The 16,311-nt window shown below is 57.1% G+C and carries 16 protein-coding genes and 1 tRNA gene; 14 read left to right on the plus strand and 3 right to left on the minus strand.

What is annotated here, in order from left to right:
• Positions 1–213: 213 nt before the first annotated feature.
• The 13 genes from FYJ63_RS02045 to pknB all read left to right on the plus strand — a co-directional run bounded on the left by FYJ63_RS02045 (position 214) and on the right by pknB (position 12,413).
• A complete protein-coding gene (locus FYJ63_RS02045; RefSeq protein ID WP_154543330.1) occupies positions 214–372 on the plus strand; it encodes a hypothetical protein in 159 nt (52 codons plus the stop codon).
• 349 nt (positions 373–721) lie between these two features.
• Positions 722–931: a hypothetical protein gene (locus FYJ63_RS02050; RefSeq protein ID WP_154543332.1), complete on the plus strand. Its 210-nt coding sequence runs from the start codon at positions 722–724 to the stop codon at positions 929–931.
• Positions 932–945: 14 nt separating this feature from the next.
• Entirely contained in the window at positions 946–1,218 is a 273-nt protein-coding gene (locus FYJ63_RS02055) for a hypothetical protein (RefSeq protein WP_154543334.1), read from the plus strand.
• A gap of 253 nt (positions 1,219–1,471) precedes the next feature.
• Positions 1,472–1,547 (plus strand) — tRNA-Arg (locus FYJ63_RS02060).
• Positions 1,548–1,770: 223 nt separating this feature from the next.
• Positions 1,771–2,823, plus strand: a complete 1,053-nt coding sequence (locus tag FYJ63_RS02065; RefSeq protein WP_154543336.1) for a methionine ABC transporter ATP-binding protein — start codon at positions 1,771–1,773, stop codon at positions 2,821–2,823.
• Entirely contained in the window at positions 2,816–3,586 is a 771-nt protein-coding gene (locus FYJ63_RS02070; RefSeq protein ID WP_407717183.1) for a methionine ABC transporter permease, read from the plus strand. Before FYJ63_RS02065 ends, FYJ63_RS02070 begins: the two co-directional genes overlap by 8 nt.
• 119 nt (positions 3,587–3,705) lie before the next feature.
• On the plus strand, positions 3,706–4,512 hold the full coding sequence (locus tag FYJ63_RS11410) for an FhaA domain-containing protein (protein ID WP_287848361.1): 807 nt from the start codon (positions 3,706–3,708) through the stop codon (positions 4,510–4,512).
• Complete coding sequence (locus tag FYJ63_RS02080) at positions 4,509–4,970, plus strand: FHA domain-containing protein FhaB/FipA (protein ID WP_277026649.1); 462 nt, start codon at positions 4,509–4,511, stop codon at positions 4,968–4,970. The genes FYJ63_RS11410 and FYJ63_RS02080 overlap by 4 nt, the downstream gene beginning before the upstream one ends.
• On the plus strand, positions 4,970–6,262 hold the full coding sequence (locus tag FYJ63_RS02085; RefSeq protein ID WP_154543342.1) for a PP2C family protein-serine/threonine phosphatase: 1,293 nt from the start codon (positions 4,970–4,972) through the stop codon (positions 6,260–6,262). Before FYJ63_RS02080 ends, FYJ63_RS02085 begins: the two co-directional genes overlap by 1 nt.
• Positions 6,262–7,734 carry an FtsW/RodA/SpoVE family cell cycle protein gene (locus FYJ63_RS02090; protein ID WP_338106786.1) on the plus strand — a complete coding sequence of 491 codons (1,473 nt, stop codon included), beginning with the start codon at positions 6,262–6,264 and terminating at the stop codon, positions 7,732–7,734. Before FYJ63_RS02085 ends, FYJ63_RS02090 begins: the two co-directional genes overlap by 1 nt.
• Positions 7,731–9,182 carry a peptidoglycan D,D-transpeptidase FtsI family protein gene (locus tag FYJ63_RS02095; protein ID WP_277026644.1) on the plus strand — a complete coding sequence of 484 codons (1,452 nt, stop codon included), beginning with the start codon at positions 7,731–7,733 and terminating at the stop codon, positions 9,180–9,182. The genes FYJ63_RS02090 and FYJ63_RS02095 overlap by 4 nt, the downstream gene beginning before the upstream one ends.
• Positions 9,182–10,591 carry a serine/threonine-protein kinase gene (locus FYJ63_RS02100; RefSeq protein WP_154543344.1) on the plus strand — a complete coding sequence of 470 codons (1,410 nt, stop codon included), beginning with the start codon at positions 9,182–9,184 and terminating at the stop codon, positions 10,589–10,591. Before FYJ63_RS02095 ends, FYJ63_RS02100 begins: the two co-directional genes overlap by 1 nt.
• Positions 10,563–12,413: a Stk1 family PASTA domain-containing Ser/Thr kinase gene (gene pknB, locus FYJ63_RS02105; RefSeq protein ID WP_420846009.1), complete on the plus strand. Its 1,851-nt coding sequence runs from the start codon at positions 10,563–10,565 to the stop codon at positions 12,411–12,413. The genes FYJ63_RS02100 and pknB overlap by 29 nt, the downstream gene beginning before the upstream one ends.
• Before the next feature lie 70 nt (positions 12,414–12,483).
• On the opposite strand, the gene FYJ63_RS02110 is transcribed toward pknB, so the two are convergent.
• Together FYJ63_RS02110 and FYJ63_RS02115 are read right to left on the minus strand one after the other, a co-directional pair.
• Positions 12,484–13,614 (minus strand): coiled-coil domain-containing protein, encoded by a 1,131-nt coding sequence (locus tag FYJ63_RS02110; RefSeq protein ID WP_195839309.1) that lies wholly within the window; start codon positions 13,612–13,614, stop codon positions 12,484–12,486.
• Positions 13,615–13,655: 41 nt separating this feature from the next.
• Positions 13,656–14,195, minus strand: coding sequence for an O-acetyl-ADP-ribose deacetylase (locus FYJ63_RS02115; protein WP_154543346.1), 540 nt, complete (start codon positions 14,193–14,195; stop codon positions 13,656–13,658).
• Positions 14,196–14,402: 207 nt separating this feature from the next.
• On the opposite strand from FYJ63_RS02115, the gene FYJ63_RS02120 reads away from it, so the two are divergent.
• Entirely contained in the window at positions 14,403–15,827 is a 1,425-nt protein-coding gene (locus tag FYJ63_RS02120) for a variant leucine-rich repeat-containing protein (protein WP_154543348.1), read from the plus strand.
• Between the two features lie 101 nt (positions 15,828–15,928).
• Here the strand turns inward: FYJ63_RS02120 and FYJ63_RS02125 are convergent, their stop codons facing one another.
• Entirely contained in the window at positions 15,929–16,291 is a 363-nt protein-coding gene (locus tag FYJ63_RS02125) for a thioredoxin family protein (RefSeq protein ID WP_154543350.1), read from the minus strand.
• Positions 16,292–16,311 lie beyond the last annotated feature (20 nt).

The raw sequence follows: 16,311 nt of genomic DNA on the forward strand, positions 1-16,311 counted from the left end.
TGACCGAGGTCGAGTTCGCGACGTTGAACTGGGTCCACTGGTGGAACAACGAGCGCCTCCACGAAGCACTCGAATACCGAACACCAGCCGAGATCATTGACATGTATAATCAGACCCGGGTCAGCGAGCTGACCCCCGTATAAGAAGCGGAACAAAACCCAGGACGCTTCAGTACATATCTACAACGAACATTACGAAAATCAGCCCCTTAGCGTGGAACGATTCATCGACCAAGCAGTCGCTCATGCCCTTATTGATTTTGACGAGTATCGTTTTTGGGAGGCCGAGCTTGGTGGCCACGCGGGCGGCATCGCCAAAGCCTTAGAGCAGCCCTTGTGGCTTGTTGAGGCGTTTCAACGCACCCAACGCTAGAACCTCCTTCATTTTCTGCCTGGAGACTTCCTACGAATGGTAGGCTAAACGCCTATCGAAGTGCGAATCAGGTTGTTAGTGAAACCTGATGGTGTAACGCGGGGCTAGGCGGGGATTAGGTCACTGGTATCACGCGGCGCGGTCACGGTTGCGTCCGTGCCGAAAGTTACCTGAGCGAGGTAACTGTTCAGGGTGGGTTGTAGTTTAGCGAACTCGTCGGCTACATCGGAGTGGACGTGGTTTTTTTAACAGGTCAGCACCCGCCAGCCTTTACCCTGACTGGCTTGAACGTCGGTTCGGTTTGGTAAGTTTTCTTGACACCAAGAGTTTTGTCAAGTATGCTTGCATTATGGAGTTCAAGGAAAGCGCTTTCAAGCACGGATATAACCGTGACGAAATCGCTCACGCTATGCGTAATGCTTGGCGGATCCTTGACCTAGACGAAGGGGTAACCCTATTCCTAGGACCTACCATGTCGGGGAATATCCTTGAAATCCTTACTAACCGTGATGGCGCGGTGTTTCACGCTATGAGCGCCAGGCCAAAGTTTTTCCAATAAAAAGGGGTAGTCACATGAAAACTGCAATGAAACTTACAGACGAGCAATACGCCACGCAGTTCGAGAATACTGACCCGGGGGTAATCCTGGACAGCGCGCGCGCCGTATTCGAAGGAGAACCCTTGCGGCGCATCCAAGTAGCGCGTGACCGCCTGGAAACCGCCGAACGTGAACTGGTGGACGCGGTACGTTTTGCGCGGAAAGCAGGTGTTACCTGGCAGGCTATTGGCGGGCTTTTAGGCATGACCCGGCAAGGCGCGCAATCCTATTACGCTGGCCGCATCTAGCCTGGATATAACCCCGCGCCTATTAGGTGCCTGCCCTAGGCGAGGTAACTGGGGAAAAACAGGACGAAAAATAGGATAAAAACTAGGATAAAAATAATTTGATGTCCCTGGCTCGTCCCTCAAAAATTAAATTATTGTGGTTTTCGTGCTGGTAGTGGCGATTTTATCGGAGGCTCCTGTCGTCTCCGCCAATTTGTTTGGTCTAACTCCAATTTGGATTGGAACGGATTTAGGCTTAAACTAATCTATCGTTGCGCTCGTAGCTCAATGGATAGAGCATCTGACTACGGATCAGAAGGTTGGGGGTTCGAGTCCCTTCGGGCGCGCCATTCCCCGGAACCCGCTGCGATCCAGTGGGCCGGGGAAAACTCATTTAACGGCTATGCCGGCGGGTCAGACCCTTTGGCTACGTTCGCTTCGCTCGCTACGCCAAGAGGTCTGACCCACCGGCACCTCAGAAGCCCAGACCCACCGGCTCCGCTGAGTAGAAACCGTCTCTACGCCGGTTTGGCACTAATCAGGACAGGCTAAAACCAGGTATGATAAAACGCGATGAAACCGAGAGAACCGATGATTACGCTTCGTGATGTCACGAAGATATACCACGTGAAATCCGCCGTCGGTGGGGCTGTTCACGCCCTTGATGGCATCAACCTGGAAATCTCCAAGGGATCCATTCACGGCATCGTCGGTCAATCCGGAGCTGGCAAATCCACACTCATCAGGTGTCTTACCGCCTTAGAGCAGCCCACTTCCGGTTCCATCACCGTTGACGGCCAAGAGATGACCGAACTCAACGAAACCCAACTGCGCCAAGCGAGACGAAATATCGGGATGGTCTTCCAGGCCGCGAACCTCCTGGATTCGCGCACCGCGGCCGGAAACGTGGCCTATCCCCTCTATCTCGCTGGAGTCCCCCGCGGAAAACGCCATGAGCAAGTCATGAATTTGCTTGAGCTTGTGGGCCTCAAAGACCGCGCTAGCTCCTATCCCTCCCAGCTTTCCGGTGGCCAAAAGCAGCGGGTCGGTATCGCTCGCGGGCTCGCCACCAATCCGCCCGTGCTCCTGTGCGACGAGCCGACCTCCGCCCTCGACCAGGAAACCACCCGCCAAGTCCTCCATCTCATCCGCGACCTGCGCGACAGCCTCGGAGTCACCGTCATCATCATCACCCACGAAATGGCGGTGGTTCGAGAAATCTGCGATTCGGTCACTCTCTTGGAACACGGAAAAATTATTCAGTCCGGCACGGTTGAAGACATTCTCATGCAGCCGAATTCTCGCTTGGCTTTAGAGCTGGTTCCTCCCCCGCGATTGGAAGAAGCTCCGAAATTAAACGGTAAAGACGCTGCTGTTGTCGATATTGCCTTCAACTCCACTCCCGGGAAGCCCACCGGTTCGGCCGTGATGGGACTGGTCGCCTCCGAAGGCGCGGACGTGGCCGCGGGGACTTTCGAAACCGTGGGCTCCACCCAGGTCGGGCGGCTAGCCTTGGCGGTACCGCGCAGCAATGTGGCTCATGTCCTCGCCGCCATGCGCTCCAAGGGCATTGCTGCTTCTGAGCGACACTTGGAAGCAACGGAAGCAGGTGATCTCCTTGATTAACGAGTTGGTAAGTTTTGTAGCGTCCCTCCCGGAACCATTTACCTTCGCAGACAAGATTATTTCTGGATTCGCTCCTGTGCCTGCCGGACCGGGAGATCCGACCTGGGGAGATAACCCTGCTATCACGAATGAAATGCTCCCCGCAACCCTGGAAACCCTGGCAATGACCGCTGTTTCCGGCATCTTCACCGTACTTTTCGGTGTTCCCATCGGGCTGCTCTGTGTGGCGACCAATAAGGGCGGGCTGTTCCCCAATGCGGTTGTGAACCGAGTGACCGGCTTCATTGTCGATCTCGGACGCTCGCTACCGTTCCTGCTTCTTGCCGTGTTCATCACGCCTCTCACTCGCCTTATCGTGGGGACCTCTATCGGCTGGCAAGCAGCCTGCATCCCCCTGATTGTGGGCGCCACCCCGTTCTTCGCCCGTCTCGTGGAATCGAACATCATGGGCGTCGATTCCGGAAAAATCGAGGCCGCACAGATGATGGGGGCCTCCAGAACCCAAATCATGTGGGGGGTTCAGGTTCGAGAAGCTCTCCCGTCTTTGATTCAATCAACCACCGTTCTCATCATCACCATCATCGGCTACGGTGCTATCACCGGCGCCTTTGGCGGCGGCGGCATCGGCACTCTGGCCATCAACTACGGCCACTATCGCTACCAGGCCGATACGATGTTGGTTTCCCTCATCGTTATCGGGATTATCGTGATTGTGATTCAAGCGATTGGAGACTGGTTTGCACGTCGCATCGACCACCGTTAGAGAAATTTACTGACCAATACTAGAAAACGTAACGAAACCCGCTAGAGTAATTTTCAGCAAGAGAATTCGCGAAGTCACCCTCAAGGCTTTAGAAGCAACCGCGAGAAAGGGGAGGGATTGTGGAGCTTTTTGACCGAGTGCTAGCCAAAGTGCGCCAGCCCGGAGTCGATAAACCCATCGATATCACCCAAGCAATCCGTCAAGAGATGGATAAAAAAGCCATCCCGATGTCTCGCGAACGCACCGTGGCCCCGAACCGCTTCCAGGTTTTCCTCACCCCCGAAACGGACGCCGCCTTTGAAGAATGGGGAAAAGCTGCACTCGAAGCCGAGTTTATTCGTGATGCCCAAGCCTACGCTGAGGAACAGCACTATTCACTGGTGGGCTCGGTTCAGATTGAGCTACTTGCCGCCGAACCGGGAGCTCGTCGCACCGAGGTCCGATCCCACACCATTCAAAGCGCGCAGGCGGTTGCTCCACCCGAAAATAATGTACCAAGTGGTCAAAAAAAGAGGGATGATTCTGTAACAAGCGGTCCAGAAATTTCTCCCTCATTCCGTCCGGTGTCGAGCGCAGCGGCTACCAATCGTTCCAATGCCGACAAGGTTCTTGATGAAAACCAGGACAAGCCCCTGCTGGAAGTTGTGGGCGGCCAGACCTACCTCCTGGTCGGGGACAAAACCGTGGTCGGACGCGGGAAAAACGTTGATATTTCTCTCGAAGACACCAGCGTTTCCCACCAGCACTTCGAGATTGTCCGTATGGGAACCCACTATGTTCTCCACGATCTCGGTTCCACCAACGGCACTTTCGTGGAGGGCAACAAGGTCGCGGAGGCCACCTTGTTGGATCGCAATATATTGACTGCGGGACGCGTCAAGATGATTTTCTGGCGTCAAGCAGCGGAAGAAGGGTCAGGCCAGTGAATGAACTGAGTTTTTCTCTCCTCCGCCTGGGCTATCTCGTCCTCCTCTGGCTTCTCGTCGGGGGAGCGATTCTCGTGCTGCGGCGAGACATTTACGGAACTGTGGTCACAAGACGAGGTCGGGGAGCCGAACCCCGTAAACGCGGGAAGAAAACCAGCCCCAAGCCAAAGGCCGTCACGACTCTCCTCGTCACGGAAGGTCCCCTGACCGGATCTTCTCTCCAGTTGACCGATCGTCCCATTATCGTGGGACGGGCTCCGACTTCCACGCTGGTTTTGGATGATGATTATGCCTCGGCACAACATGCCCGCATCTATTTCCACGAAGGCCGGTGGTATGTAGAGGATCTCGGTTCCACCAACGGCACGGTAGTGGGAGGGGTTCGCATTACCGCCCCGACACCTCTGAGTGCCAACACTCCGGTTCGTTTCGGTCAAACCATTGTGGAGCTGCGCTGATGTCGATTCAGTTGCGTTATGCGGCGCGTTCCCACGTAGGCCTGGTTCGGAAAAACAACCAGGATTCCGGATATGCCGGACCGCACCTGCTCGTCTTGGCTGATGGTATGGGTGGGCCCGCCGGCGGTGATATTGCTTCTTCCGTGGCAGTGGCGCATTTAGCTCCCCTTGACCAGGACTCGCACGCCGCCGATGACCTGTTGAACCTCTTGCGCGGTGCGATTCAGGCTGCGCATCAAGAGCTGGTGGAGCTTTCCGGAACGCATGAGGAGCTGGCCGGCCTGGGAACCACCTGCGTGGCGATTCTTCGTTCCGGCAACAAGATGGCTATGGTCCATATCGGGGATTCCCGCGCCTATCTCCTCCGCGAGGACAGCCTCACCCAGGTCACTACCGATCATTCTTTTGTCCAGTATCTGGTTGAAACCGGAGAAATAACTCCCGAAGAGGCGGCTCACCATCCGAAACGGTCGGTGTTGCTTCGGGTTCTGGGAGACTCACAGGGGGACGTCACCCTGGATGAGTCGGTTCGCGCGGCGGTGGTCGGAGACCGCTGGTTGCTGTGTTCCGATGGGTTGAGCGGGGTAGTCTCCGCCGAGACCATCAGCGAAGTCTTACAAACAGAACCAACCCCTGAGGCCTGCTGTGAAGAACTCGTAGCCTTGGCCTTGAAGTCGGGGGCTCCAGACAATGTCACCACGGTAGTCGCCGATGTGGTCGATTCTGATGATGAGCTCACCGGCACCGCGGCCCAGGTCGTCGGCGCGGCCTCTACCAGTCCCGCCGGAGCCAGTATTAGCGCCTCCACTCCCGCCGAGCGCGCCGCGTTGCTCCAACGCCGTCGCCCCCTGGAAGACACCGACCGGGTGGTTCGCGACCCCCGCAAAATGAGTCTCCGCGCGAAACTCATCACCGGTATCCTCGTGATTCTCCTCCTGGCCGGACTGGCTTTGGGAGCCGGCGCAGCCTACCGCTGGAGCCAGACGCAATATTTCCTCGGGGTACAAGACGGGGAAGTCACTTTGTACCAGGGGATAAACCAATCCATTGGCACCTGGGATTTGTACCATTCGGTTCAAAAGAAGGGTTTGCGCTACGCGGAGGTTTCGCCGGTGGTTCAGCAAAGGCTTGATTCCACTATCGCGTTACCTTCGGCAAAAGCGGCTGATGAGCTCATCGCGTCTTGGGAGAAGGCGGGGTTGGTGAAGGAGAAGGCTGGATCGGCGAAGTCGACGGGGAAGGGTTCGTCTGATTTCACTACGCCAACCAAAATGAACGGGGGTGGCGAATAGTGGCAACAGTGGTGCAATACCCAGCTCGTTCGGGTCGGAATTCAGAGCTGTTTTTACTGGTGATTTCCATCCTGCTCGGAATCGGGGCCTACTTCTCCGTAATGGCCTCTCACCCCGAGGCTCCCGCGACCTGGTACTGGTACTGTGCCGGAATCGCCCTCAGCGGGATTGCCCTGCACGTGGCCCTGCGCTTCTTGGCGCCTTTCGCCGATCCGGTCATCATGCCGGTGGCCTTGGCTCTAAACGGAATCGGACTGGCGATGATAAGCCGCCTCGATCTGGAATATCTCCGGATTAACACCGAGGCAAGCCTCACTCAAGTAACAGGTTCGAAACAGCTGTTGATGACCCTGGTAGCGGTAGTGGCCGCGATTGCGATGCTGGCAGGATTCCGAGATCATCGCACTTTCCGGAAATTCGCCTGGGCTTCCCTGGTGATTGCGATTCTCCTCATGATGGCGACGCTGATTCCCGGGCTCGGCGTGAAATCCTACGGGGCCTATATTTCGATCCGGATTTTCGGTCTATCCATCCAGCCCAATGAATTTGCGAAACTCTTTTTAGCGATTTTCTTCGCCGGCTATCTTGAGTATCGCCGCGACTCCCTGGCAATTGCGGGGAAAAAGATTCTCTTCTTGCAGTTACCGCGCTGGCGAGATTTTCTCCCCTTGGGAGTGGCCTGGGCAGCCTCCTTGGTCCTGTTGGTGGCCCAAAAAGACCTCGGGGTGGCGCTGTTGATGTTTGCCATCTTCGTGGCGGTTCTCTATGTCGCCACCGATCGGCCTTCTTGGATTATCTTCGGGGCCATCTTGATGATTCCGATGGCGCTCCTCGCCTATGCTCTGTTTTCCCATGTGCAAGAACGCGTTGCCAACTGGCTCGATGCTTTCAATCCCGAGGTCATTGACCGCGTTGGCGGCTCCTACCAGCTCGTCAACGGGCTGTTTGGTATTGCCTCGGGAGGGCTCATGGGCAACGGCTGGGGTCGCGGTGAAGCGTGGCGCACAGCCCTCGCCAACTCCGATTTCATCGTCTCTGCCCTCGCTGAAGAAATCGGTCTCACCGGTATTCTCGCGATTTTCCTCCTGTACCTGATTTTGGTGCAACGTGGTCTTCGCGCCGCCATGGGAGTTCGCGACGGTTTCGGAAAGTTGCTCGCCACTGCTCTGTCTTTCGGCATCGGTGCGCAGTTGTTTATCGTGGTGGGCGGCATCACTCGTCTCATCCCCTCTACCGGATTGACCACGCCCTTTATCGCTGCTGGCGGCGCCTCTTTGGTGGCGAACTGGATCGGGGTTGCTATCTTGCTGAGGATTTCAGACTCGGCGCGTCGCCCCCTTCCCACTCCCAGCCTCTCGCCCCACGGCGCTAACTTAGCCGGAGGATCCGACCACTCCAGTAATGGAACGAACGGTACAACAGGGGTTAATTCCCCCATTCTTAGCGCCCCCACCGAGGTGGTGAGCCGGTGAACTCCCAGATTCGAAAACTCTATGTGGCCCTCACCATCATGGTTCTAGCGCTGATGCTGGCCATGACCTACCATTCCTTTATCGACGCCCCCAATCTGAACGCCAACGACCGCAACCGGCGGGTTACCGATGCCTATTGGGGTAAGGAGCGCGGCAAGATTGTTGCCGGCGATGTTGTCCTCGCCCAGTCTGTACCGAATGGTACAGGAACTAATGTGCGGTATCAGCGGAGCTATCCCGAGGGAGCCAAGTACGCCCATATTACGGGGTATTTTCCGGCTGCCGTGCAGGGCCAGGTGACTGAGATGGAAAAGGAAGTCGGCCCGATTCTTTCCGGACAATCCGATGCCCTGTGGATTCAACGTCTCCAAGATCTTTTCATCGGTTCCCAGCCCCAGGGCGGCAATGTTTCTCTCACTATAAATCCGAAGGTCCAAGATGCCTGCGTGGCGGCTCTGCAAGGGAAAAACGGGGCTGCCGTAGCCTTGAATCCCACCACCGGCGAGATTCTGGGGATGTGTTCTTCTCCCAGTTTTGACCCGAATACCTTGAGTTCTCCGGATGGGAAACAGGTGCTTTCCACCTATGAAGCCTTGCGGAATGACCCCAGCAAGCCCTTGTTGAATCGTGCCATTTCCGAACTCTATCCTCCCGGGTCTACTTTCAAGATTGTGACTGCGGCCGCACTGCTCTCTAGTGGCCAGATTCAGCCCGACACGGTGGTGGACGCCCCAGATTCTCTACCCTTGCCCGGCTCCAACAAAGCCTTGGTGAACTACATGGGAGAGTCTTGCGGGAACGGCAAGGTACCTTTCCACTATGCCTTTGCCCAATCCTGTAACACGCCTTTTGGTCAACTCGGGATGAATCTAGGAGGGGAACCCCTCAAGAAGCAGGCCGAAGCCTTCGGTTTTGGAGTTGTCCCCGAGATCCCGATGACCGGCGCAGCCTCGCAGTTCCCCCTGCCGGAGGCGCCGTCTTTCCTTGCCAATGCGGCAATTGGTCAACAGTCGGTGCGCGCGACCCCGCTCCAGATGGCGATGGTTGCCTCGGCGGTAGCCAATGGGGGACTGGTCATGCAACCCTATTTGGTGAACCAGGAACTCTCTTCAGACTTCCAGGTCATTAAACAGTTTGCTCCCAAAGAAGCCGGTCGAGCTGTTACCCCCGAGGTTGCCGGAGCGATTCGAACCATGATGCAGGAAGTGGTGCAATCCGGATCCGGTAAAGCCGCTGCTCTCCCCGGCATCAGCGTGGCGGGTAAAACAGGAACTGCTGAAACCGGCATCGGCGCCGGCAAGGATCAATGGTTTGTGGGCTTTGCTCCCGCGGAGTCTCCCCGTATCGCTGTGGCCGTCGTTATCGAAGATCCCCAAGGTGTCCTCGGGACCGGCGGGGTCACAGCAGCACCTCTTGCGCGCGGCATTTTGCAGGCGGGGGTGAACTGATGATCGGAGCCAACACAGTTTTGAACGACCGGTACAGACTGGTGTCGATTCTCGCCCGTGGCGGAATGGGAGTGATTTGGCGCGGCTGGGACAAACGCAGCCAAAACGTGGTAGCCATCAAGGTTTTGAAAGAAGATTTGATTGGGCAAGAGACTTTCCTGGCTCGGCTCCGCGCGGAAGCCGTGAACGCGTCGCGCCTCCACCATCCCAACTTGGCGGCCGTGTTCGACTGGGGTGAAACCGAGGGCCAAGGCTGGATTGTCATGGAACTCGTGGAGGGTCGCCCCCTGTCGGATATACTTTCCGGAGGCCACACCCTACCTTGGGATACGCTCGCGCCGATTCTGCTCCAGATTGCGGGCGGCCTCCAGGCCTCCCATGAGGGACACGTCATCCACCGCGATGTGAAGCCCTCCAATATTTTGGTTTCCGATAAGGGAGTCGCGAAACTCACTGATTTCGGGATTTCTCTCGCTCCGCGAGCAGAGGCTTTGACCGCGGTCGGAATGGTGATGGGAACCGCGCAATATTTGCCTCCCGAACAAGCGATGGGGGAAACCGCAACCGCCTCGGGGGATATCTACGCGCTGGGGGTGATTGCCTACGAGGCTTTGGCCGGAAAACGCCCCTTCACCGGCCCGACTCAGGTCGATATCGCCATGGCTCACGTGAAAGATCCGGTTCCGCCGCTTCCCGATTCGGTTCCGAGCGAGGTGGCCGCGCTGATTTACAAGATGCTCGAAAAGGATCCGCGCAACCGGCCCGCCTCCGCCAAAGAGGTACAGGACACGATTCGCCTGTTGTGGAAGGGCGAGGTGCCGCCGAGTTTTACGCCGCGGATGAGTTTCGCGCGGAGTGCCCAGCCCGCGGAGCCGACACAGGAGATGCCCGTGGTTGGGGAGCAATCTGGGGCGGGGACTTTTACGCAAGGTGAGCGAAGCGAACGGAGCGGAAAAGAATCCGACATTAAGACTGCTAGGAAAGGAGAGGCGGCGCCGCGGGAGCCAGGAGGGGCTGCGCCGTCAGGTCAGACCCTTGCGGCTCCATTCCCTTCGGTCATTACGCCGCAGAGGTCTGACCCACCGGCTCCGCAGAAGTCTGACCCCGCGGGTCTCGCCGCGGCGGTTCCGGTTGGAAACAACGCGATTTCACCGTCGAGGCACCAAGCGGCGGTACACCGCTTGGAGGCCAGCTCTTACGGAAACCGCCACTCTGGCGAGCGGTCCAAGATTATTGCCGCTATTGTGATTATGGCTGTGGTGGTGCTCGCGCTGATTATTGGCCTCGTGACTTCGACCCATCGGTCAAGCGCAGTCGGTAATCTTGATAATGGTGATACTTCTAGCGTCATGGCTTTCGCCAGCAGCGCAGGAGCAACAAATGAGGAGGATTCCTTTGACGAACACTGACAAGATCATTGGCGGACGCTACGAGATCCGCCAACTCATCGGGCGCGGTGGCATGGCCGAGGTGCATATCGGCAATGACACCCGCCTCAATAGGATTGTCGCCATCAAGATTCTCCGCCAAGACCTTGCCCGCGATCCCATCTTCCAGGCGCGGTTCCGCCGCGAAGCCCAGTCCGCGGCGAATCTCAACCACCCTTCTATTGTGGCGGTCTATGACACCGGTGAGGAACCCTTCACCGCGTCCGACGGCACCGAGATTCAGGTTCCCTATATCGTGATGGAATATGTCGAGGGCCACACGGTTCGCGAACTTTTGACCGATGGGAATCCGGTTCCGATTCCGGAGGCCGTGGAGATTGTTTCCGGTGTTTTAGATGCGCTCGAGTACGCCCATCACCAACATCTGGTTCACCGCGATATTAAGCCTGGTAACGTCATGATTACGACAACCGGCAAAGTGAAAGTCATGGATTTCGGGATTGCGCGGGCCCTGACGGACTCCCAGGCCACGATGACCCAAACCGATGCGGTCGTCGGCACGGCTCAATATCTTTCCCCCGAGCAGGCGCGCGGGGAACAGGTTGATGCCCGTTCTGACCTTTATTCCACAGGCTGCCTTTTCTTCGAACTTCTGACCGGAAAACCGCCGTTCAAAGGCGATTCCGCGGTGGCCGTTGCGTTCCAGCACGTCTCACAGCTGCCGCCTTTGCCGTCCTCGATTGCCCCGGACATTCCGGAGAGCCTCGACCGGGTCGTGATGAAGTCTTTGGCAAAGAACCGTGAAGACCGCTATCCCGATGCTGCAGCCATGCGCGCCGACTTGAATGCGGCCATTCGCGGCCACGAGATTTCCGCGCCCGAAACCGAGATTTGGACTAGCCCCGCTACTGTGGGCACGACCGTCCTCCCTCCGGTGCAAAGCTATCCGGTGAACACCTCCACCGCCTCTGGGGGGATTCCCACCGCGGGCGGCTATTCCACCCAAACCATGACCGCAGCCTCGAATCGGCGCGAAAAATCCAGCAAACTTCCCGCCGTCTTCGCGATTCTGGCTCTCCTGATTGTGGCGGCGCTGGGGCTCGGGTACTACTTTGTCTTTGCGCAAGGGGATAATCCGGACGCGACCCTCGTTGCCGTCCCGGAGCTTAAGGGGATGAACCAGGAAGAGGCTCGCGCCGCCTTGAGTCAGGCCGGATTACAGATGACGATGTCACCAGGAGAAAACTCGGAAACGGTCGCAGAAGGGCTGTTTGTGAAGTCCTCTCCCGCTCCCGGCACCAAGGTGGAAAAAGAATCCAAGGTGAAAGTCACTTTCTCTACCGGACCTGGAGACACGAGTGTGCCTTCCCTGGTGGGATTGACCCAGCAGCAAGCGCGGGAGGCCTTGAAATCAGCCGGATTGACTTTGGGCGACATATCCACGGTCAATTCAGGAACGGTCGATAAAGATAAAGTTGTGTCTACCGATCCCACCGAGGGCGAGCCCATCAAGAAGGGCGAGTCTGTGGATTTGAAACTGGCCTCTGGCAATGTCTTGATTCCTTCGGAACTCCAGGGCGGAACCATCGAGGCTCTACAGAAGTTCGCGGCCGAAAACCGCGTGAGTCTCACAACTTCGGAAAAAGAAACCGCGGAAGCGGCTCCTGGTACTGTCTTGAGCCTGGATAAAGCCGGTCAGATTGTGGCCTTGGGTTCGCAACTGCGCGCCACTGTGGCAGTGGCTCCGCCGACCCCGACCGAGACGCCATCCTCGCCGTCGTCTTCCCCTTCAACCACGGATTCCCCCGGATTGTCTCCCTCCCCCGCCGGTAATGACGGCTAGGGCTGGTAGTGTTCTACCGGGTCAACGTCGGTAAACTCAGGGGAACATCAAAGGAAATTCAAGGGTAAACTCAGCCCTGTGGAGACCCTTCCTGCACCCAGGTCGGGGCAGCCACGCCGGTATTGGAGTCAAGAATAGTGACGCACTTCCACTGTTCGCCCTTGGCGTCAGTCATGGTTGACCCCACGGTACAAGTCGCATCTTTTTTACCGTTCGTTCCATTTGGGTTGCTGCCGTTATTGCCCGACGGGTCAGGCGAGGGGCTTTGCGAGCGGCGGAGCTGCTCGGCGCGTTCAGATGCTTGACGTTCTTGTTCCAGGCGTTGCTGCTCAAGTTGTTTGAGTTGTTCCTCGGCGTCCTTCTTAGCCTGCTCTTCTTTCTTCTGAGTGATGGCTTTAGTAACGGCGGCAATATCTTCGTCCAGGCGATCCTTTGCGGCCCGCATCGACTCGTTAAGTTCACCCACTTTGTCGTCAGAAACCTGTTTCAGGTCATTAACCTGTTCCAGGAGTCGCTTCGCATCCTCCAGTTGCGCGCTCAAAGCAGCCAAGGTCGCGGTGTCATCCACCTTAGCTTCTTCGGCTTGTTTCATCAGGTCATCGCCCTGTTTCACAGTGTCGGTGAGTTCCTGCTTCTGCTGTTCCAGACCTTTCGCGTTTTGCGCGTTTTCCACCGCCGAAATGGCGTCTTCCAAATCTGCCTGCTGCGCCGCGAGTTTCTCCGTGGTGGCCATCATCTCGGAAGCGTTGCTAGCCAGTTGTTCTTTCTTCAGTCCCGCCCCACAATCCAGGGGTTTAACCACTTTGCCTGCCTGTTGGGACTTCAGTTTCAGATCCTGCAGCAACTGCGGATCGCTGAGCTGGGTGGCATCGGTGGCGCTGATGACCTGTTCGGCCTGGGTAACGGTCTCCTGCAAAGAAGTGGACTGCTTGGTCAAATCTTGGGAGGCTTTGGTGCAAGCCGATTTGGCCCCTTGCGCGTCTCCCCCCAGGAACCACACCAGCCCCAAGCCAATCAGCAATAAAACGAGAATCACGGAAGCCACCACGATGGCGATAGTCCACTTTTTCCGCGCCCGTTCCACCTCAGTGGGCGCGGGTCGATTCGACCCCGAGCGGAGATTTGTTGCCGCCTGACGCGAAGCGCCGGTTTGCGGCCAAGCATTGCCGCTGGGATTTCCGCCTGGTTCCGTTGCTGTCATCTTCCCTCGATTCTTCATCGGGTATTTCGCGAGCTTTTCTTTTAGTTTAGCCGGTCTAGCGCTTCGCGGAAGCATCGCTCAGCCTTATCGCTGAATAAAGCGAAAGTGACCGTCTCGAGACACCCGGGGCATGCCTCGGGAAGGCTCGACTCGAAGCGGTCCACCGTTTCCACTCCGATTCTCGCTACCTCTTCCAAATCCCAACCGTAGACTCCGCCGGAAATCGCAGGGAACGCGATGGTTCTCGCGCCGAGTTGCACGGCTTCTTGCAGGGAATTATGGAACGCTGATTCCAAAAGATAGGGATCGGTTTGACCCGCGTGGCGGTTGGGGCCCACCGTGTGAATGACCCACTTTGCGGGGAGATTGAATCCCGGTGTGGAAACGGCCTGGCTTACGGGGAGCCCTTCGGGTAGGGTCGTCCGCCGGATTTCCCGACAAGCCTCCAAGAGCTTAGGTCCAGCAGCGCGGTGGATGGCGCCGTCAACCCCGCCTCCGCCGAGGAGACTGGAATTGGCCGCGTTGACGATAGCGTCGACCGGCAAAGTGGTGATGTCTGCTTGCAGGATGGCGATTTCCATTATTTCCTACCGTTTGGAGATTCTGTGGCATTCCCTTGTTGAAGCCCTTAGGAAAGTTTATTACCAATCTCGGCCAAAGGGGAGGCAGCGCAAGGGGGCAAGATACTCCAATTTCACGATTATTGAAAACTGAAAGTTGTCTTGGAGAATGCTAGGAATTTCGCTACCATTAAAGAGCATATTAATGAATAGACAGGTGAAAGATTTATGAGCGATTTAGCGAAGATGCAGGAAAAGGCTAGTGACCCCAACACTCCCTTGACCACCTTGCAGGCGATTGCCCAAGATTATCCCGCGCTACGACCCGCTTTGGCACTGAATCCCTCCACCTATCCTGATCTCTTGGATTGGTTGCGGAGCCTGGAGGATCCGGAGATTGACAACGCCTTGGCGAAGCGAGCCGAGGCCGAAAAACTGCGCCAACAAATGTCACAAAGTCCTGACAAAGTTGGCTCCAAAAGCTCGGAAATGATTTCTTCCTCCCCGGCAAGCTCTGCGGCTGAATCTAACGCGGAGGAAGTTTCCGCAGCGGCGGGGTCATCGGCAGAGGCGGAGGCTATCGCGGGAAAAGCAGGGGTCGCTGGTAGGTCCACCAGCAAGGCTCTGAAGCCTGCCAAACCCGCCTCGCACTTTGCTAAACCCCGAGCTGCTGCGGAAGAAACCGAGGAAGAGGAACTGTCTCCCGCCGCCATTGCCGCTGCCGGACTCTCCGCCTCTGCAGCCACTGCCGCAACGGGTAGTGACTCCGAAATGGGCTTGGCTGCGAATAGCTCCAACGCCTATCCTACAGCGGGGACCGGTTTGGGATCCGTGTCTCGAGGCAGGTGGAGCTCAGCCGACACGGCCTACCAGGGAGCCTCCCTACAAGAGTCCCAGGCAGTTCGGAAACCGAACCGGACGTGGATGTGGATGCTGCTGGGACTCCTCGCCATGATTCTCATCGTAGTGGTCATTATTGTCAATATGAACGGCAGTAAGCCCGAGAATGTCGCCAGTATTCCTGCCGAAGACCCCATGCCGATTACGACCGGAGCGTCCGGGGCAGTGACTATGGGACCGGACGGAAAACCGACCGAATCCTCTCCGCTGCCGAGTTTGCCGGCCGGCTACACGGGTCCCACCAAGACGATTGAGGTTCCCGGCCCGACCCCGGGCGAGACCTTGCTAGTGGTGGTGCCGGATACGGATGCCCCGAATGCTCCGAGCACTGCTTCCCCCAGCGCTGACCCAAAGAATCCCTTGGCGGCGCCGGCCAACGCGAAGAAAGTGCGGAGTTTCACGACCGCAGACGGCAATATTCGCTGCGTCTTTGCTGACACCCAGGTTCAGTGTTTTGCCAATGTTCTCAACGCTGCCACCAACTGCGAAACCCGTCAGGGAGACACCGGTTACACTCTCACTTTGACTAATACCAACACTTTGCAGGCAGATTGCATCGCGCCTCAGAATATGCCCACCGAATCCAGCCTCGGGGCGAATGAGGTGGCGGCGAGCAGCGGTTTTGCCTGTAAAAATTCCGCAGGCGGCAATACGGTCATGTGCTGGGACACCAAAGATGGGGACGGGTTTGTTCTCGGGAATTCCACACTGAACCGCTTCAACACCGGCGATGCCCTCCCCAAATTCCAGTAAGCCGAACGGTTTCGTCTCGGCTTCGAACGGATCAGAAATCGGGTAGAGCTGTCCCTGAATTATTCGTGGGGTTGCGTGGGTTTGCGAAACTAAGAAACCCACTACTGCGCCGCGGCTCCGCGGTTAGCGGAAACCTGGGTCATGTCGAGGTTTCGAACCTGGTGGAGGAGTTCATCAAGCTGAGTTCCCTGGAGAAGCCCGGCTTCGCGGAAAACGAGAATAGACTGACGGAAAATCATCAAGGTGGGAATCGAGACAATGCCGGCGGCGTTCACGAGAGGCTTTTGTTCCTCCGTATTCACGGTTCCGAAAAAAACATCGGGATTTCGGATGGAGGCCTGTTCAAAAACGGGGGTGAAGAGCCGACACGGGGCACACCAGGAAGCCCAAAACTCCAAGACAACGATGTCATTTTCACTCATCGCGGTTGCCATGTTGTCTTGCGTGACGACCCGTACTGCCATTAATGAAACCCCTTTCTCGT

The sequence above is a fragment of the Mobiluncus porci genome, from assembly GCF_009695935.1.
GTDB classification, from domain to species: Bacteria; Actinomycetota; Actinomycetes; order Actinomycetales; family Actinomycetaceae; genus Mobiluncus; species Mobiluncus porci.